The following is a 19,809-nucleotide window of genomic DNA, read 5'->3' on the forward strand; positions in this document are numbered from 1 at the left end:
GTAGAACCGTTATATTAAACAGCCAAACTCCGCGGCTGGGGTCGGTATAGAGCAAACTGAGGTCAACATGGTCAAACTGGGGTCGACATGGATCAAAGGCATTTTTGCCTTTGATTTGACGCATGGGGCCAGGTTCGGCATGGATCAAAGGCATTTTTGCCTTTGATTTGGCGCATGGGGCCGGGTTCGGCATGATCAAAGGCATTTTTGCCTTTGATTTGACGCACGGGGCCGGGTTCGGCATGGATCAAAGGCATTTTTGCCTTTGATTTGACGCATGGGGCCAGGTTCGGCATGATCAAAGGCATTTTTGCCTTTGATTTGACGCATGGGGCCGAATTCGGTATGATCAAAGGCATTTTTGCCTTTGATTCGGCGCACGGGGCCGGGTTTGCCATGGATCAAAGGCATTTTTGCCTTTGATTTGGCGCACGGGGCCGGGTTCGGGCGTGCAGGGCCGGGTTGCCATAAATCAAAGGCATGGGACGTGCTGCTCATGTCATATGGAATGTGATCCGCAGGCAATCGTGTATAAAACAGCCTGCCGTTGAATCAGGCGGGGCGAATTGAGCGGCAGCCGTGCGCGGCATAGCTACAGTGTCTGCGGCAGCGCTTGGTGGTGGTGCCGCAGGCGACGCGGTGAGCACTGTGGCGACATCTGTGGCCGCAGCAGCGTGCGCTTCTGTTGCTGCCGCGCCCCCGTACGCCAGGGTCTCCCACTGGCGTACGAACTGCCAGACCGCTTCGCGCAGTCTGGCATCGTCAATCGGCAGGGAGACTGCGTACTCCCTGCCGGTCACGCCGGGCGGCGGCGGCCCAAAACGTGCCGCCAGCCCGCGCCAAGCCAGAGCGGCGGCGCGCAGCTGCCGCTCACGGCTGGCAGTGCCGGCGCGGCGCGCGGCCAGCATCAGGGCCAGGCTCCGCCGCCAGCGCCATGCGGCGGCGGTGAGCACGGGCGCCGCTGCGGCCAGCGGCGCGCCGGTTCCGCCCTGTGCCAGCGGCAGGGCGGGCAGGACGCCCGCGCGAAGCGCAGCGGGCGTAGGCGGCTGCGGCAGGGCCAAAGCCGCAGCGGCAAGCGGGGCCGCCGGAGGGACTCCGGCCCCGGCGGCCGGCGTCGGGTCAAAGGGGACCCAACCCGCGCCGGGGAAGTACACCTCTACCCAGGCGTGGGCATCGGCCTGGGTCACCTCATAACGTGGCGGGACCGCATCCTCCGCCAGCGTTCCCGGTCCATATCCCTGTACATAGCGGGCCGGGATGCCCGCGCTGCGCAGCAGAATCGTCATCGAGGTCGCAAAATGAACACAATAACCCTTGCCGGTCTCGAACAAGAAATGATCGACAAAGTCAGCCCCGCCGGGCGGAACTTCAGTGTCCAGGGTATAAGTAAAGCGGTGCTGCAAATAATCCCTTATGGCGATGGCGGCATCATAACGGTTCCCGGCAGGAGCGGTCAGCTCCCCGGCCAGCTCCCGGACACGCCCGGGCAGCGAGCCGGGGAGCTCTAGAAATATGCTCCGAATCTCCGGCGAATCGTCTCCGTTAAGCCTGCGCAGCACGTCCGGATTACTCTCCGGCAGCACAGACAGCGCAGTATAGCCGGTGATCCCCGCAGAGGCGGCAAGCTCCGGCAGCCGGAACATCTCTTTTTCCTTGTTGGTCAGAATATAGCCAAGCTGGCTCCCGTCGGCCAGGGAGATCCCGCCCACATCCAGCACAGTTCCGGCATTGAACAGCGGCAGTCCACCGGAGGACGGGACAGCAAAGGTGATCCGCTGCTGCAGGAGCTTTTTCCCCAGTGTCCCGGATAAAGATGGATCGGTTACAGGAAGACTCGACAGGCTCAGCGGTACAAAGTCTCCCGCAGCCCGAATCCAGCGGCGGCCGTCATAATAAGCCAGACTCTCACCACGCCAGTAGGTCCGCTCTTCGGTCTCGGCGGTGAAGACCGGATCCGTGCTGCGGGACAGCGGAATACCCAGCTCTCCGGTGTCCGAGCTGTAGCCGGTGCGTCCGGTAAGTCGTCCTTCGGTATAATCGGATGTTTGTTCCGCAGCCCAGTCCTGCAGCCGTCCGTAAGCGGACTGCATGGCAAGTCCGGATTCCGGCCGGGAACCATAGGTCTGTTCACCCGTCCAAGCGGCAAGGGTCAGGGTTACGGCGGCGGCCAGGGACAGGCCTCCCCAGCGTAAATACGGAATTGCACGGCTGCGGGCATGCTCCTCCAGGCGGAGCAGTGCACTCATCGCCTGCATCCAGACAATCAGACCTGCCGAAATGACAATATCCGTGCCCGTATCCAGCTCAAAGGCCATATCCAGTCCCAAGAGGTACACTATAGTTACTACCGTGAACAGAAGCGTGTTTCCCCGGCAAAGCGCCAGCTGCTGTACCGAGGATACCAGCAGCCCCCAACCGACAACCAGGACGAGCAATCTGCTGGCTTCACCAAGACTTGCTACATTCCCTGACAGGAGATGAAGAGCATCCTGCGGAAGGCCTGATACATAGGCCTTTCCCCAGCCTGAGCCTTGTTCACCCGCGCAGACATAAGCCCATGCCAGTGTGACGATGGCGAACTGGACAGTCAGCAGCAGCCAGCCCGGAAGCTGAAACATTCCCCAGAGCAGAAGTACTGCGGCCACTATCATAAGTACTTTCAGCAGACGGAGTGTGTCCGGTGCCTCAGCGGACCTGTACAGCGGCAGCAGCCACTCCATAAACAGTCCCGCTATTGGCAAAGAGAACAGCAGACGGTAATGGAGCGGCACCTTCCCCTGCATTCCAGCCAGGCCGTTCTGACCCTCCTCTATTTTCCTGATTCGCCGCTTCCCGTGGTCTTGCCCGCCGGGTTTTTCCTTGGCCAACCACCCGGAATCCCCCGGCAGCTCCCTATCGAAGCGTCGGTTTACCGGGTGACTCATGGTACTCAACCTCCCTGTGCCCGTAAGCCTTCGCATCCTCAAGGCAATACAGCCGCGCCCCCAGCCGGACCAGACTGTCGCCAATTGAACCCGCTGTCTTCGTCAGAGTCGCTTGGGCTGCTCCGGTATGGGCCGGTGCCGGTGCCGGGTGGTCCCAGGCATAATAGAGTTCAACCTTCACCCCCTGCACCAGAAAGCGGGCCATAATTTTGGCCGACTCTTCCTCCAGCTGGCCGGTGATGACAGCGACCTTCATGCCCGGCAACCAGCTCCGGGAGGCATCTTCCAGCAGCGCGGCGAGGCTCCGTGAGCCATCCGCAGCAATCTCGGTCAGCATATGCAGCACTCTGGCGGGGATTTGGCCGAGCCCTTCATGCCGGGCCATGCCTTCCGGCCAGCCTCCGCTGTAGAGCTGCACATAACTTCCAGAGTTCTCTGCCGCAAGGAGGAGCCCCATGGCAGTGGATACCGCCTTCTCAAAAGCCGCAGGATTCTCCCCCCTGCGAGCCCTGGGTGCCAGAGCCCCGGGCGGGGCCAAATAGCTCTGTGGATCATTGGCCAGGACAACGCAGGTCATGCACCCTTTCTCACGCTCAGGCACCCTGCTCTGCAGGGTTCCGCGTCGGGCGCTGTTCTTCCAGTGAATCCGGCTAAGCGGATCGCCCGGCGCGTAATCACGGATCTCCATGGTCTCGTCTGCGCTGCTCCTTCCTCTTCCGGAGAACCTTGTCTCACCGGGCAGCCATCCTCCTTCCGGAGCGAATCCGCCAAAATACAGGGGCGAAGGCAACACCCTGAAGCTGTCCCGTCCCTCGGGCTGACTGCTTCCTGTGAACCAGCCCGGCAGATCCCCCCATCTCACGCTGCAGCCCTGTAATTGGCAGACGCCACGGCGAACCCCCTCCAGCGTGTAGGTGTAGGCGAACGAGCGCCGGAAACCGGGAAACAACAGCTCTTGATGACTGCCATCCTTCCAATAATCAGTAACAATCATCCAGGGCAGCAGCAAGCGGGCAGAGAAACTGACCCGGACCTGAACCTGGACCGCAGCTCCTGCTGCCGGGCATAAGGGGGTGATCGTGCGGACCAGCTTGATCCTGCGCGGACCCAGGACCTGCAGCAGCAATCCGCCGAACATCAGCACAAGCACGGCCATCAGCAGGAACAACAGCGATGCCCCTCCATACCAAACGTATAACCCTCCAAATACGGCTGCTACAGCTGACATCCTCAGCCATTGGCTCCAGATCCGGCGGCTATGTGTGAACGTCCGGCTTTTGACTTGCCCCGGTTGACGATGTGATTCACGTTCCGATCGTTTTTTGTTCAGTGGTTGATCTTCCCGCAGAGATGAAAAAGACAAGAGGCATCCTTCCTTTGGCCATAGACTTATTGCTATCTATTCTTCCCACGAATGAGAGTGTCCAGACCTCGGAAGGGTTTTGTTCCCCCGCTTTTTCCCACAATGGGTCTACAGTGCTTTAACCCGGCGTTCCCCGTCGGTCACACTGACCTTCAGCGGAGGATGCCCGGCTGTCTCCAGCAAGTCACGCAGCGGGATCCAGATCGAACCGCCAATCAATTCCACCCTCGCCGGATGTTCCACCTGCAGCCCGCTCTGAAGGTTCAAAATAAGCTTCTGCTTCCCTACGTCCACCGTTACGACATTTCCGTTCCATTTGACCTTGCCGCTGCGGCTGAGCGGGTCCCAGCTTACCTCTCCCCCCAGCCGTTCGATGACTGCCCGAAGCGGTACCCTGTACTGCCCATCCCGGATGCTGTATTCCCCTGTCTGGAGTGAAGTCTCCAGCATGCCCACTTCGAGCACCAGCGGCTTTCCGGCTGCAAACAATCCGGCATTCGGCGTAACATGGGCGGCAATCCACGAAGCAGAGGGCTTAGTTCTTTTAAGGCCTGCTTTTGAAGACACTCTGAATTGTACAGGTTCGATATGTTCATTCAACTGGCCAAAGACGTAGCCCGCCGCCTTGTATTTGGCAATGATCCTGGGAAGCGCCTCCGCACTCGCTTCATGTCCGCCCCCGTCATGCAGAAGAAGCACAACCTTTGAAGACTGGAGATCCGCCGTAGATTCTCCCACAATGTCTGCCGCAGGCACTCCCCTCCGTTTGGAATCACCGCTGTCTGCCGTCCAGTCCATAACCCGATACCCGGCTTGCTCCAGCAAATTGAAATAGGTATGATCAAAATGGCCGAAGGTTCCTCCAGGCGCACGGATCAGCTGGGGACGGATTCCCGTTATGCTCCGGATGATTTCCTCTGTCTGCTTGATTTGACTCCAGAACACCGGGAATCCGCTGTATAGCTCTTGATAATTATGGTTATAGGTATGATTGCCAATGGTGTGGCCCTGCTCCCAAATGGCATTAATCAACTCGGGATGGGTTTCTGCCTGTTCACCCAGTACGAAAAAGGTCGCCTTCACCTTCTCCTGCTGCAGAATTTCCAGCACCTTGGCAGTGATTGGGCTGGGTCCGTCGTCAAAGGTAAGGTAGACGGTTTTTGTTCCTTTTGCGGCAGCAACCGGCAACGCTGCCGCTGCCACTGCTTTGGCCGGCTGTGATTGTTGTTGTGGTTGTGGTGAACGCTCCGGCTGCGCATTTTTGAGATAAGCTGAAGTTAAGGTTGAATTTGATATTGAAGTAGTAGTTGTAGTTGTAGATGTAGATGACTTTGGGTTGATATCCGTGCTTGCAGCGTGCGGGGCGGACATGGATGATAATGGCAGGACTTGCACTGAAGCAGCCGGAGGCTTATTCTGGGAAGATAGGGATCTTTCGTTTATTACCAGAAACAATATAGCCATAACAAGCAGCCCGCGGATCACAATCCGGCGGCGGTATGCACTTTTGTTAATCATCTTCTTCTCTACCTCCAGCATTCTATTAGCGGTTCTGACCGTTTGGTAGATTGTATGTAGACAAGCATTAAAATAGAATAATACATCTGCCACATGGAGTGTGACGACTATATGGAAATGCTGAAATGGATACAGGAACTGTTCGCCAGTTACGGATATAATGTGTTGTTCTTCGGATTGTTGCTGGAGTTTGTGGCCTTGCCGTTTCCCGGCGAGACGACGATGGCTTTTGCAGGATTTCTTTCTTATACGGGAAAGCTGGATTTCCCCACACTGGTGCTTGTAGCCTTTGCGGGCACTACGATAGGAATGACGATTACCTATTTCATCGGATTAAAAGCGGGGATGCCCTTCATCCAGCGTTACGGCAAATGGTTTCTGTTCTCGCCGGCCAAGCTGGAAAAGACACAGCGGTGGTTTGAGCGCTACGGCAGCATTCTGATCTCCATCGGCTATTTTGTGCCCGGCGTACGTCATTTCACCGGATATTTTGCCGGCATTATCGCCCTCCCTTTTCGCAAGTTTGCCTTGTATGCCTACGGCGGAGCGTTGTTCTGGGTCGTACTGTTTCTGGGGATTGGCCGGGTCTTCGGACCCCAGTGGATGGGGATCTTCCACCTGTTTGAAGTCTACGCCCTGTGGATTATCTCCGGCGGGGCCGCCATTGCCGTACTGTTCTGCCTCTATCGCTACCGCCGGCAGCTTCTCGCTTTATTCTCCGGACGAAAAGCGGGCATGAAGCTGGAATCCAAACTTAAGGAGCCGTCAAAAGAACGGTGATCTTGCCGCCCTTATGAAGTTAATGCGCTTCTCCCGGCACATATTCCAACTATTTTCCAAAGGGCTGCAAGGTCTTGATTAAAGGCTCTTGAAGCCTTTTTTTCTTGCCCGCAAAAGGGCATATCCCCCCAGCAGCAACGCAATGCAGGCAAATCCGGCTCCCCCGGCAAACCCCAGCACACGCGGGCTTACTGACTCCAGTAGCCAACCGGAGGCCAGCATCGACAATCCCAGAAGCGTATTGCCTGCCGCCGACAGAATCCCGAACAGGAAGGACTGTTCAGACGAGGGCGTTGCTCTCATCACCAGCGTATCCAGACAAGCATTGCCCGTGCCTCCAGCCAGCGCCAACAGAATATACAGTACGAAAGCAAGCGCAAAGCTGTCACTGCCGCTGATCCACATCAGCATTCCCCCTTCGATCAGCAGGGCTGTGAGGGCAACCGCCAGCAACCCCCTGTTCAAATAACGTCCGGCAAAAAAGCTAAGGCTAAGCCCCATTCCGAGCGCCGCATAAAAAGCTCCCACTCCAAGCTCGCCCGCATGAAATTCCTGCACCGCGTACACGCTGATCAGCACATTATCCAAACCGTTGAGAAGTGGCACAAGCAGCTCATATCCAATAATGACCTGCAAGGCAAGGCTGCCGGATACCAGCAAGCCCAGGCTCCGCCAAGGGTTTCCTTGCCGATGTCCCTTTATGTTCGGCTTCGGGTCTGCACCGAAGGCTGAGCCTTCCATATCCCCGTCCGGGTCCAAAGGAACCGGAAAGCTGATCCCGGAAACGAGAAAGGCTGCAACCAGGAAGGAGACTGCATTCAGAAAAAAGGCCATGCCCGGGCCAAACCACAGGGATAATGCACCGCCGGCAAAAGCGCCCAGGATCAGCACACAGCCGGTCATCAACTGCTCCAGCCCATTCACGGCAAACAACCTGTCACGAGGGACCAGCAGCGGGATGGCTGATTTGCGGAGCGGACTGTATATGGCTTCACCCGAAGCCAGTATAAAGCTGGCCGCATACAGAACCCACAGCCTGCTCTCCCCGTCCACCCACAAAAAAGCCAGTGCCACGGGCACTCTAAAAAGGTCTGTTGCAATCATAATGGCTTTACGCGGTAATCTGCTGCCAAGCCTACCGCTAAGCGGTGCCAGAAAAAGATAAGGCAGCACACGCATACCAAGCGATATGCCCACAGCCATACCCGAGCCGGTGAGCTCCAGAACCAGTGCCAGCATCGCGATACTGCTGAAGCGGTCGCCAATTCCATTTATGATCCCGGCCGTAAATAAACGCCTGTATCCATTGCCCGTGTTCGGTAGAGCTGTGTTTTTCATTGATTTTTCCCCACAATCTAATTATATAAACATCTAATTAGATGTTAATCGAATTAATTATTGATAGCAATGCTTTATTTTTAAAAGTTTGCTAGAATGATTAAAAAGTTACATACAGAACTGTAGTTAACGTTGAAAGAAGGAATCCTTTTTTGAAAATAGACCGTTTGCTTTCTATTGTGATTCTGCTCCTGAACCGCCGTCAGCTGCAGGCTAAGGAGCTCGCTGATATGTTTGAGGTATCCGTGCGCACCATATACCGGGATATCGACACCATCAACGCCGCAGGGATTCCGATTGTTACGACTCAGGGCTCCGGCGGAGGCATAGGATTAATGGAAGGCTACCGGCTGGACCGCAATATCTTGACTGACCGCGAGCTGGCCGATATTTTTACCGCATTGCAGAGCGTTTCCTCTTACGGGGGAAAAGAGCATAATCTGCTTATGGAGAAAATCAGCAGCGTCATTCCGCCTTCCCAATCCGCCGCTTTCCGCAGCAAAACTACCCAGTTCGTCGTCGATTTTTCCCCATGGGGCTTGGATCGCCTCCTCGAAGAACGGCTCGCCTTGCTCAAAGAAGCGCTGGAGGAGAACAGGGTGGTTGCTTTTGATTATGTGAATGCCGACGGCGAGGCCAGCAGACGTTCGGCCGAACCCTATACCCTGGTGCTCAAAGGGCAAGCCTGGTACCTGTACGGCCGCTGTGAACTGCGGCAGGAGTTCAGGCTGTTCAAACTCCTGCGCATGAAAGAGCTGGTCAAAGAAACAAGGGAATTTACAAGGCAGGAGCTGAAGGTCCAGGAAATGCCCTGGAGCACGGATTGGCATAGAAATACCAGGACGGTACAGACGGTTCTGCACTTTGCGCCTGAAGGGAAGCACCTTGCTGAGGATCATTTTGACACAACTCAGCTTGCACCTGACGGCAACGGCGGGTACACCGTGGTTATTAACTACCCGGAGGACGGGTGGCTGTACGGTTTCCTGCTGAGATTCGGAACGACTGTAGAAGTGCTGGAACCGGAACATATCCGCCGCAAGCTGGGCGAGCTTGCGGCGGATATCGCCGCCAAGTACAGGACAAACCTGGATGAGTATCCACAAACCTGACGATATGCCGTCAGGTTTGTCTCTTTATAATGGACATAACGCAGGCAAGGGTAAGTGGTAACCGCCTGCCAACCTTTAAGGAGTGAAGTGGACATGGAACAAAGCCATACGCTGGACCAGGAGACCCACTATTGTCAAAGCTGCGGAATGCCGATGGACAATGCAGAAGTTCTCGGAAGTGAAACGAACGGCCAAAAAAGCCAGGAATACTGTATGTACTGTTATGAAGCCGGGGAATTTAAGCAGCCGGAGATTACGCAAGCGGAAATGATGGATCACTGCACCGGATTTCTGATCAAAGACGGGATGGCTGAGGAAGAGGCACGCAGCCTGCTGGCTGGTTCCCTGCCCCATTTAAAGCGCTGGAGCGGCCAGCAATAATGTACTGAACACAAAAAGGCTGTTCTTCCACTTGGAAGAGCAGCCTTTTTTGCCCGTTGCCTCGCCGGGGGCACAGTACCGCGCGGGGCGGACCATGAGAGGCATTATTGCCTCTCTTTTCGGCCAAAACCGCGCAGGGCGGACCATGAGAGGCATTTTTGCCTCTCCTTTCGGCCAAAACCGCGTTGGGCGCTTCATGAGAGGCATTTTTGCCTCTCCTTTCGGCCAAAGCCGCGCAGGGCGCTCCACGTGAGGCATTTTTGCCTCTCCCTTCGCCCAAAACCGCGCGGGGCGGATCACGAGAGGCATTTTCGCCTCTCCTTTAGCCCAAAACCGCGCGGGGCGGACCATGAGAGGCATTTTTGCCTCTCCTTTCGCCCAAAACCGCGCAGGGCGCTCCACGTGAGGCATTTTTGCCTCTCCTTTAGCCCAAAACCGCGCGGGGCGGACCATGAGAGGCATTTTTGCCTCTCCTTTCGCCCAAAACCGCGCGGGGCGCTCCATGAGAGGCATTTTTTAAATGCTTGGTCGGCACTTCCCCTTTACCAAAGGGGGCGGTCACAAGTGTAAATGCCTAACCGACTCAAGAGGTGTCCCTGGTAGCCATTTTCATGGCTGCCAGGGACACCTCCTTGCTGTTTATTCAGCCGTATTCTGAACTTCCGGTTTGAGGAAATCAGGCTCCGGCGAGGTCTTTTTAATAAAGAAGGACAATACCAGGGCAATTACTGTCACCCAGGTAGCCACGACAAAGGCGTGATTAATCCCGTTAATGGTGGCTTCCTTGGTAAGATGGAGCATCGCTGCCTTATCGGTTTGTGAGACGGCTCCGCTCGCTACAGCATCGGTAATATTTGTTTTGGTGCGATTGGTCATGAGGCTGACGAACAACGCCATCCCGAGTGCTCCGCCCACCGTACGCAGTGTATTCGACATTGCCGTACCATGGGAGCTCAGACGCTGCGGCAGTTGGTTAAGACCTGCCGTCATAATCGGCATCATCAGCATGGACATCCCGAACATCCGCGCCGTATAGGTCAGAATCAGATGGGTATAGGTGGTGGAATCATTAATCTGACTGAATTCCCAGGTGGTAACGGTTGTGATCAGCAGGCCGATTACAGCGAGCCAGCGGGCCCCGATTTTATCAAAAATAATGCCGGTGATCGGAGACATAATCCCCATCAGGATCGCACCCGGCAGCAGCATAAGCCCGGATTCCATCGGTGTAAACCCGCGGATTGTCTGCAAATAGATTGGCAGCAGGATCATACCCGAGTACATGGCCATGGTAACGATGATGTTAATCACAGTAGTCAGGGAATACATATTATAACGGAAAATCCGGAACTCCAGAAGCGGCTTATCCGAGGTAAGCTCCCGCCATACGAATAAGGCCAGTGCCAGTAAGCCAACGACCAGACAAACCACAACCGTTGTGCTGCCCCAGCCATCCGTGCCGGCATCACTGAATCCGTACAATAGTCCGCCGAACCCGATCGTGGACAAGATCACACCGGGTTTATCCAGCTTGGGAGAAGTCAAATTCCCGACATTTTGCATCGTCTTCATCCCCAGCAGGGTCGAGAGAATCGCGAGCGGCAATACAATAAAGAAAAGGACACGCCAGGAGTAGTTCTGAACAACCCAGCCGGAGAGTGTCGGGCCTACAGCAGGAGCAAAGATCATTGCCACCGCCATAAGTCCCATAGCTTTGCCGCGTTCTTCGATCGGAAAAATCTGCAGAAACACAATATTCATCAGCGGCATAAGAATCCCCGCACCAACCGCCTGAATGACTCTCCCGACCATAATAACTTCAAAGCCGGGGCCCACTCCGCAGATCAGCGTACCTATTGAAAAAAGAGCCATTGACGTTATAAACAGCTGGCGGGTCGTAAATTTCTCCACCAGAAACGCACTGATTGGAACCAATACACCATTGACCAGCATAAACCCCGTAGTTAACCATTGCGCCGTGTTGGCGAGAATGTTTAAATCCTCCATCATTTTTGGAAGCGCCACATTCATCAGCGTCTGATTCAGAAGCGCTACGAACGCCCCGATCAAAAGCGCCGCAATGACCGGACCTCTGCGTACAGTTTTCGATGTTGAAACAGCGTTGGCAGTTATTGTACTCATAGTTTCTTTTTACCTCTCCCTTGTTCCAGAATTTGCACGATTTCGCCGTGTATCCGCAGCAGCTCTCCTGCATCCTCCGCAGGAATGTTCGTCAGCGGCAGCAGATGCCTTCTGAGGGACTGCTTGCTTTTCTCCCGGATTTCTTTGCCTTTCTCCGTCATCGCCAGATGAAAAATACGCCGGTCGCTCTCCGAACGCTGCCTCGTAATCAGGCCCGCCTTAACCATCCGGTCCACCACTCCGCTTGCCGCACTGTTCCCTAAGTGAAGCAGCTCTGCAAGTTCGGTTATTCCAATATCCGGGTGTACGGTTAATTTCCGCAGCACCATTAATTGTGTAGGTGTGATTTCAAGTTCTTCTGCGTCTTTCCACAGCAGCTGCTGAAAAGCATGACTGATACGGCGAAAAGAGGACACAATTTCATCCAATTGCTGCTCTTTTTCCTCCAACACCTCTCACCTCCGTAAACTTCAACATTTAATACTTCGCATGCGAACTATTTTACTATTTAACTATTTATTCGTCAATGTAATTTACTGAAATTTTCTGAAAACAACAATTCAGCATGAATTAAATCCTTTTAAGGTATCCATCTTTGGGATTTTGTTTATAATCAATGCGGATTACACAGAAGCTGACCTAAGATTAAACTGCACAACAAAGAGCCCAAATCGCGGCCAAGTTCCGGGACTTGAGCCGCTATTTGGGCCTGGCTGATTAAGTTCAAATGCAACAGGCTGTGCAGGAAGCTATGTCTGTACCTTCATCGCCCGCTCCCGGTACTTTCCAGTGGCCGATGCTGCGGAAGAACACTCTCTAGCTTGATGACCGGCCCCGGAGTGGCGGCCTGTTCCAGGCCGGATGCGATGGACATCATCAGCTTGATCCGGTTGGCCTGATTCACCACGCTGACTCCGGCATCGTAATCAATGGCAGCGATGTTGGCTCCGGGATACAATTCCTTTAATCCCTTAATCATTCCGCGTCCGGTGATGTGGTTCGGCAGGCAGGCAAACGGCTGGATGCAGACAATGTTATTCACCCCATGATCGAGCAGTTCCATCATCTCGGCGGTCAGGAACCAGCCTTCGCCCATCTGGTTGCCGACGGATACAAGGCGGCTGGCTTTTTCGGCAAGACCGTATATATTCCCGCGCCCTTGAGCCAGCCCTGTTTCTTCAAGCACCGCCTTGACCGGCTTCCGGTAAATCTCCAGATAGGAAATCAGCAGCGGGTTGAGGTAACCCAGCCGTTTACTTTTGCCGAATTGCTCCGCTTTGTAGATCGGGTTATAGACGCAATAGAAGATGAAGTCCAGGAAATCCGGCATCACCGCTTCGCCCCCTTCCGCCTCGATCATCTCAATGATCCGGTTGTTCGCATCCGGATGGAATTTGATCAGGATTTCTCCCACAATCCCCACTCTCGGCTTGCTCGCCGAAGTTACCGGCAGCCGGCAGAACCCGGCCACCAGCTCACGGATCAACCGCTTGTATTCGCGGAACGAGAACGCGGACAGACTCTCTTTGCAGCGCAACATCCCTTCCCTGAACAACACTTCTGCGCTGCCCGCCACCGCCTCATAAGGCCGGAAACGGTAAAGCAGCTTCATCATGAGGTCACCGTAGCAAGCCGCTGCGATCAGACGGTTGGCCATCTTCAGCGTAATGCGGAAGCCCGGCTGCTGCTCCATGCCGGAGGCATTCAGCGAGATCACCGGAATCTGCCCCAGGCCGCAATCCTTGAGCGCTTTGCGCAGCAGGGAGATGTAGTTGGTCGCACGGCAGCCGCCGCCCGTCTGGGACATGATAACCGCTGTGCGGTCCGGATCATATTCCCCGCTCTTCAGCGCCGACAGAATCTGTCCAATGGTGACAATCGCCGGGTAACAAGCATCGTTGTTGACATATTTCAGCCCCGTCTCCGTTTCCTCGGGTCCCGTAGTCTCCAGGATCTTCAGCCGGTAGCCAAAATCACGGAAAACCTGCTCAAACAATTCAAAATGCACCGGTGACATCTGCGGCGCCAGAATAGTGTAATTCTCCTTCATGGCTTTGGTGAATTGCACATTCGGCTCTTCCTTGCCCGGAGCCTGTGGCCGAACAGCCCCCTTGCCGCGTTCCCGCATGGCTGCCATCAGAGATCTCAGCCGGATGCGCGCCGCACCGAGATTGCTGATCTCGTCGATTTTGATCAGCGTATAGACCTTGTTGTGACGCTCCATGATGTCCTGTACGGCATCACAGGTGATGGCATCAATCCCGCAGCCGAAAGAGGTCAGCTGCACCAGCTCCAGATCGTTTCTGCCTGCGGCCAGCCGGGCCGCGCGATACATGCGGGCATGATAGGTCCACTGATTGACCACCGTCATTTCCCCCTCGCTGTGGTCCAGGTGGCTGACCGAATCTTCGGTCAGCACGGCCAGCCCCATACCCGTAATCATGTCAGCCAGACCATGGTTGATTTCGGGATCAGCATGATATGGGTGTCCGCAGAGTAAAATCCCCTTCGTCCCGGTCTGCTCCAGAAAGGACAACGTCTCCTCCCCTTTGCTGCGCAGATCGCTTTTGGCATGCTCTGCTTCAGCCAGTCCAGCCTGCACCGCAGCGGCGATTTCTTCTTTGGGAAGATTCGTAAAGGCTTTGGCAAGACCTTTGGTAAGTGCCGGAATATCATCGAAGGTCAGAAACGGGTTGATCAGCGGCACCCCGCCTTCCTTCAGGCCGTCCACGTTATTGCGGATGACTTCGGGGTAGGAAGCAACCACCGGACAGTTGAAATGGTTGTGCGCGGCTTCATCTTCTTTTTTCTCATAGACGATGGCCGGATAAAAAATAAAATCGACATCCTGGCCGATCAGACTCTGAACATGTCCATGAGCCATCTTCGCCGGATAACAGATCGACTCGGAGGGAATCGTATCCATGCCGCTTTCATAGAGTCGTTTGCTCGATTTCGGGGAAAGTACCACCCGGTAGCGCAGCCTCGTGAAAAACGTATGCCAGAACGGATAATTCTCGAACATGTTCAGCGTGCGCGGAATGCCGACAGTCCCCCGCTCTGCCAAGGCAGCCGGCAAAGCTTCATAGGCGAAGAAACGCTCATATTTGTACTGCATCAGATTAGGCAATGTATTCTTCTCTTTTTTTCTCCCCGCGCCGCGTTCGCAGCGGTTGCCGGTAACACGGAAGCTGCGGTCCGGGAAACGGCTGATAGTCAGCGCACAGGTATTGCCGCAGCGGGTGCAGCGGCCGGGTGATACTTCACAGGTGAAGGCCGCCAGCGCCTCCGGTCCCAGCAGCGAGCTTCGCCCCTCTGGCGCCGCATTCTCTCTGGCCAGCAGCGCGCAGCCATAAGCGCCCATAACCCCGGCTATATCGGGTCTGACTACCTTTCTGCCGGTCAGGCTCTCAAAAGCCCGCAGGACCGCCTCATTATAAAAGGTTCCGCCCTGGACGATGATATGCCGTCCCAGATCCTCCGGATTGCGGATTTTGATCACCTTTTGCAGCGCGTTTTTGATGACCGAATAGGCCAGCCCGGCAGAAAGATCGGCAAGCGAGGCCCCTTCCTTCTGCACCTGCTTCACCTTGGAGTTCATAAAGACGGTACAGCGCGAACCCAGGTTAACCGGCTTCTGCGCCAGCAGTGCAGACTGGGCGAATTCTTCTATTCCGAGCTCCAGCGCAGAGGCAAAGCTCTCCAGAAAGGATCCGCAGCCGGCGGAACAGGCCTCGTTCAGCATCAGGCTGTCGATGGCACCGCCGCGGATCTTGATGCATTTCATATCCTGTCCGCCGATGTCGAGGATGAAATCCACCTCCGGCAGGAACTTCGCAGCTGCCTTGTAGTGGGCTACGGTCTCCACTTCCCCGCCATCCGTCTTCAGCGCAGCCCGGACCAGACCCTCGCCGTAGCCGGTTGCATAGGACCCGGCAATATGACAGCCTTCCGGAAGGCGCCGGTAGACCGCCTGCAGCGCCTCGCTTACGGATTGCAGCGGATTTCCCTTGTTGCTCCCGTAGAAGGTATACAGAATCTCGTCCGCAGCACCTGTCAGGACCAGCTTCGTGGTCGTCGATCCGGCATCAATGCCGAGATAACAGGGCCCCCGGTACGCTGCAAGCTCCGACCGTGCAGCAGCGGCCTTGCCGTGACGGAGCCGGAAGCGGTCCAGCTCTTCCTGCGTAGCGAACAGCGGAGCAAGCTCGGCATCGGCCGCGCGATCCGCAGTGAAATCGACTGCCGCGAGCCGGGCCAGCCAGCCGGAGAGCGGCAGCACTTCCGGCTCGGCCAGCGACAGCGCGGAGCCGATTGCCACGAAATACTGTGACCGCTCCGGGAACAGGATTTCGCCTTCCCCAAGGCCAAGCGTCTCCGCGAAGCGGGCGCGAAGCTGCGGCAGGAACGTCAGCGGGCCGCCAAGGAAGGCCACCCGCCCGCGGATGGGGCGGCCGCAGGCGAGGCCGCTGATCGTCTGGTTGACGATGCTCTGGAAGATGGAAGCCGCCACGTCTTCCCGGCGCGCCCCTTCGTTCAGCAGCGGCTGAATATCGCTTTTGGCAAAAACCCCGCAGCGTGAAGCAATCGGATAGATCCGCTCATGCTTCTCCGCCAGCGAATTCAGACCGCCTGGGTCAGTCTGCAGCAATGCCGCCATCTGGTCGATGAACGCTCCGGTACCGCCCGCACAGGCCGTATTCATGCGCTGCTCTACCCCGCCGCTGAGGTAGATAATCTTGGCGTCCTCTCCGCCCAGCTCAATGGCCGTGTCGCACTGCGGGATCCGCCCGCGGATCGCCTTTGTGCAGGCAATCACCTCCTGGACAAAAGGAACCCCGCCCAGTTTGGACAAAGACAAGCCCGAGGAACCGCTTACAGCTAAAGCGGCCTCCCGCCCCGGAAACCGGTCATGCACATCCGACAGGAGCGAGAGAGCCGCCTTTTTAATATCGCTAAAATGTCTTACATAGTCCTGATATACAATACAATCCCGCTCCATAACAACCAATTTGGCCGTAGTCGAGCCGACATCGAGCCCGATCCGCAGGTTCATACGCCATCACCATGCCTTGCTCCAAATTTGAAGTAATATGAGGCAACTATAACATGAAGGAACCGTATGAAGGCTGTTAGAAATGTAATAGACTTTTACAATCATTTACTTTTACAGTGTAGTTAATCTAATTGCTCCAGTGTATGTTCCACATGGCCTTTCACCCTTACCTTGCGCCATTCCCCGGCTAATCGCCCCTGCTCATCAATCAGGAAGGTCGAGCGTACAATCCCCATGAATTCTTTGCCGTACAGCTTCTTGAGCTGCCAGACTCCAAAGCTTTCGCTAACCTTGTGCTCCTCGTCGGACAGCAGCAGGAACGGCAGTCCGTTTTTGTCGATAAATTTGGCATGGGAGGCCAGGCTGTCGGGACTGATTCCGAGCACCACGGCCCCTTTTGCTGCAATCCGGTCACTGGCATCGCGGAATTCGCAGGCCTCCTGGGTACAGGCGGGTGTCATGTTTTTGGGATAAAAATAAAGAATGACCTTGCGGCCCAGATAGTCGCTTAGAGATACCTCTTGCCCGTTTGATGCCGGAAGGGTGAAGTCCGGTACGGTTTGCCCAATGATCAGTTCATTCAATGTTGTTCACTCCTTCAAAAGTTTCAATAATATTCCTAAATTGCGCGTATCCCCAAAAGAAATTATAATGTAGACAATGTGAATGCGAAAGGAAGAACGACAAATGCCACCAAGAAAGAAACGGCACGCAAAGGCCGGCAAATCAAAGAAACCGTTGCTTTGGATCCTGGCCATACTGCTTCTCCTTATCATCGGCGGTGCGGTCTTTTATTTCACCTCCATCTACAATCAATTGGACAGCATGAAGAAGGATGGGGAAAACTCCCCTTTTCAAAATGTGGAAACCGTTGATGTGGACACCCCCGATCCTCCGAAATGGGAGGGCACGGAACCTGTGAATATTCTATTGATGGGCGTAGATGCCCGAGGCGTCAAAAAAGGCGAGATCCCGCGTTCCGATACCATGCTTGTGGCCTCCATTGATCCGGTAAAGAAAAAGATCAGTCTGTTCTCAATCCTTCGTGACACCTATGTTCCGATTCCCGATCATGGTAAAGAGCGGATCAATGCGGCGATTATTTATGGCCCCAATACGGCGATGCAGACCGTAAGCGACCTGCTTGGCATCCCGATTCAATATTATGTGTACACTGACTTTCAGGGATTCATTGAGCTTGTAGACGCAGTCGGCGGAGTTGATTATGAGGTCGAGAAAGACATGGTCTACAAGACCATTGCCGACGGACCCGAATACGATATTGATCTCAAAAAAGGCTTCCAGCATCTTGACGGCAATAAGGCGCTGCAATATGTACGCTTCCGTCATGATGCCACCTCTGATTTCACCCGGACCCAGCGCCAGCGGGGTCTTCTGAAAGCCGTAGCCGACAAGCTGATCAGCACTACTGCACTGGTGAAGCTGCCGACGATCCTGTCGGAAGTCACCCCTTATATTGACACCAATATGTCAGTAAATGATATGTGGAAGCTGGCCAATGTGGGATATGATAGCACCTTGGGCGGCAGTGAGCAGATTCCGCCAATGACACTGCTCAAAGAAGAGGAAACCAGCAGCGGATCAGCCGTTCTCGGTGTTAGAAGTGAAGAGAAGTTGAAGCAGTTCGTTCAGGACACCCTGAGTGGCCCCGAGCCTTCACCTTCAGCATCACCGGAAGCTACCCCGGATAGCAGCGCTTCACCAAGCAACTGATTGAACAATAGCCGAACAAAATATTACCCCTTGGGACAAGACGGGCGGACAGCGGATATAAACGCTGTTCGCCCGTTCCCTTGCCCCACCGAAGACGAAAGGAAGATTAATGTTATGAACCGTTCTACCTCAGAGCACCTGTACCAAGAAGCCCTGCAGCATATCGTCGGAGGCGTCAACAGCCCCTCCCGTTCTTTCAAAGCCGTAGGCGGCGGAGCCCCCGTATTTATGAAGCGTGCGCGCGGAGCGCATTTCTGGGATGTTGACGACAATCGTTACATCGATTATCTGGCCGCTTACGGGCCCATCATAACCGGCCATGCCCATCCGCATATTACGGCTGCCATCACCGCTGCAGCAGAGAACGGCATCCTGTATGGAACCCCGACTGAATTGGAAATCAAACTGGCCCAAATGCTCAAAGCAGCGATCCCTTCAATGGATAAGGTACGGTTCGTCAATTCCGGCACGGAAGCCGTAATGACCACCATCCGCGTAGCCCGCGCCTATACCAAGCGCAGCAAAATCATCAAATTTGCCGGCTGCTACCACGGCCACTCCGATCTCGTCCTCGTTGCCGCAGGCTCCGGACCGTCTACGCTTGGAATCCCGGACAGTGCCGGCGTCCCGGCAAGTATCGCCCAGGAGGTTATTACGGTTCCATTCAACGATCTGGACAGTCTGCGTGCAGCACTGGAGCATTGGGGAGAGGATGTGGCCGCAGTTATGGTTGAACCGATTGTCGGCAATTTCGGTATGGTGATGCCAAAGCCCGGCTTCCTGGAAGGGCTGTGCAAGCTGACCCGTGCTAACGGCTCACTTGTTATTTATGATGAAGTCATTACCGCTTTCCGCTTCCACTATGGCTCCACCCAGACTTACAGCGGACTGGATCATCATGAGGCCATTACGCCAGACCTGACCGCACTTGGCAAAATCATTGGCGGCGGCCTGCCGATCGGTGCTTACGGCGGACGCAAGCATGTCATGGAACAGGTGGCTCCGCTCGGCCCGGCCTACCAGGCGGGCACCATGGCCGGGAATCCGGCCTCCATCTCGGCAGGTATTGCCTGCCTAGAAGTTCTGGCCGCAGACGGCGTATACGACGAGATGGAGCGCCTCGCCGTTCGCTTGACGGCAGGACTTCAGGAATCAGCAGGCCGTCATGGCATCCCGCTTACGATCAACCGGATTCGTGGCGCCTTTTCCACCCATTTCTGCGATCACCCGATTACCAACTATGAGGAAGCACAGGACACAGACGGCGAACTTTTCGCCAGCTTCTTCCGGCATATGCTCGACCGCGGTGTGAATCTGGCACCATCCAAATATGAAGCCTGGTTCCTGACCACGGCACATACGGATGCGGATATCGACGCTACACTGGCTGCTGCGGAAGACTCCTTCCGCGCCATGGCTGCGGAGAAATAGAATCCTGCTTAACATGAAGAGGGTGCCCTT

The 19,809-nt window shown here is 55.4% G+C and carries 14 protein-coding genes; 5 read left to right on the forward strand and 9 right to left on the reverse strand.

Translation table 11 applies throughout. The features are described from left to right. Window positions 1-195: 195 nt before the first annotated feature. The 4 genes from IEY53_RS31365 to IEY53_RS31380 form a co-directional block, all read right to left on the reverse strand. Window positions 196-498, reverse strand: a complete 303-nt coding sequence (locus IEY53_RS31365; RefSeq protein ID WP_189031840.1) for a hypothetical protein — start codon at window positions 496-498, stop codon at window positions 196-198. After that, complete coding sequence (locus IEY53_RS31370) at window positions 495-2,924, reverse strand: transglutaminase-like domain-containing protein (RefSeq protein ID WP_189031842.1); 2,430 nt, start codon at window positions 2,922-2,924, stop codon at window positions 495-497. The genes IEY53_RS31365 and IEY53_RS31370 overlap by 4 nt, the downstream gene beginning before the upstream one ends. Continuing rightward, a complete protein-coding gene (locus tag IEY53_RS31375; RefSeq protein WP_189031843.1) occupies window positions 2,893-4,287 on the reverse strand; it encodes a DUF58 domain-containing protein in 1,395 nt (464 codons plus the stop codon). Before IEY53_RS31375 ends, IEY53_RS31370 begins: the two co-directional genes overlap by 32 nt. 108 nt (window positions 4,288-4,395) lie before the next feature. Further along, entirely contained in the window at window positions 4,396-5,805 is a 1,410-nt protein-coding gene (locus tag IEY53_RS31380; RefSeq protein WP_189031845.1) for a polysaccharide deacetylase, read from the reverse strand. Between the two features lie 111 nt (window positions 5,806-5,916). Between IEY53_RS31380 and IEY53_RS31385 the strand changes: the two genes are divergently transcribed. Further along, complete coding sequence (locus IEY53_RS31385; protein ID WP_189031847.1) at window positions 5,917-6,585, forward strand: DedA family protein; 669 nt, start codon at window positions 5,917-5,919, stop codon at window positions 6,583-6,585. Between the two features lie 78 nt (window positions 6,586-6,663). Here IEY53_RS31385 and IEY53_RS31390 read toward each other — a convergent pair whose 3' ends face one another. Continuing rightward, window positions 6,664-7,923, reverse strand: coding sequence for an MFS transporter (locus IEY53_RS31390; protein ID WP_189031849.1), 1,260 nt, complete (start codon window positions 7,921-7,923; stop codon window positions 6,664-6,666). Between the two features lie 152 nt (window positions 7,924-8,075). Between IEY53_RS31390 and IEY53_RS31395 the strand changes: the two genes are divergently transcribed. After that, complete coding sequence (locus IEY53_RS31395) at window positions 8,076-9,035, forward strand: helix-turn-helix transcriptional regulator (RefSeq protein WP_189031851.1); 960 nt, start codon at window positions 8,076-8,078, stop codon at window positions 9,033-9,035. A 93-nt stretch (window positions 9,036-9,128) separates the two neighbouring features. Then, window positions 9,129-9,416 (forward strand): zinc ribbon domain-containing protein, encoded by a 288-nt coding sequence (locus tag IEY53_RS31400; protein WP_189031852.1) that lies wholly within the window; start codon window positions 9,129-9,131, stop codon window positions 9,414-9,416. Between the two features lie 639 nt (window positions 9,417-10,055). Here the strand turns inward: IEY53_RS31400 and IEY53_RS31405 are convergent. The 4 genes from IEY53_RS31405 to bcp form a co-directional block, all read right to left on the reverse strand. Then, window positions 10,056-11,558 (reverse strand): DHA2 family efflux MFS transporter permease subunit, encoded by a 1,503-nt coding sequence (locus IEY53_RS31405; RefSeq protein ID WP_189031853.1) that lies wholly within the window; start codon window positions 11,556-11,558, stop codon window positions 10,056-10,058. Further along, window positions 11,555-12,010: a MarR family winged helix-turn-helix transcriptional regulator gene (locus tag IEY53_RS31410; protein ID WP_189031854.1), complete on the reverse strand. Its 456-nt coding sequence runs from the start codon at window positions 12,008-12,010 to the stop codon at window positions 11,555-11,557. Before IEY53_RS31410 ends, IEY53_RS31405 begins: the two co-directional genes overlap by 4 nt. A gap of 311 nt (window positions 12,011-12,321) precedes the next feature. Then, on the reverse strand, window positions 12,322-16,614 hold the full coding sequence (locus IEY53_RS31415) for a 2-hydroxyacyl-CoA dehydratase (protein WP_189031855.1): 4,293 nt from the start codon (window positions 16,612-16,614) through the stop codon (window positions 12,322-12,324). A 122-nt stretch (window positions 16,615-16,736) separates the two neighbouring features. Then, window positions 16,737-17,198, reverse strand: a complete 462-nt coding sequence (gene bcp / locus IEY53_RS31420) for a thioredoxin-dependent thiol peroxidase (RefSeq protein WP_189031856.1) — start codon at window positions 17,196-17,198, stop codon at window positions 16,737-16,739. Window positions 17,199-17,301: 103 nt separating this feature from the next. On the opposite strand from bcp, the gene IEY53_RS31425 reads away from it, so the two are divergent. Continuing rightward, a complete protein-coding gene (locus tag IEY53_RS31425; protein WP_189031857.1) occupies window positions 17,302-18,348 on the forward strand; it encodes an LCP family protein in 1,047 nt (348 codons plus the stop codon). Between the two features lie 114 nt (window positions 18,349-18,462). Further along, window positions 18,463-19,779, forward strand: coding sequence for a glutamate-1-semialdehyde 2,1-aminomutase (locus IEY53_RS31430; RefSeq protein WP_189031858.1), 1,317 nt, complete (start codon window positions 18,463-18,465; stop codon window positions 19,777-19,779). Window positions 19,780-19,809: the final 30 nt, after the last annotated feature.

Source organism: Paenibacillus albidus (assembly GCF_014644435.1).
GTDB lineage: Bacteria > Bacillota > Bacilli > Paenibacillales > Paenibacillaceae > Paenibacillus_AQ > Paenibacillus_AQ albidus.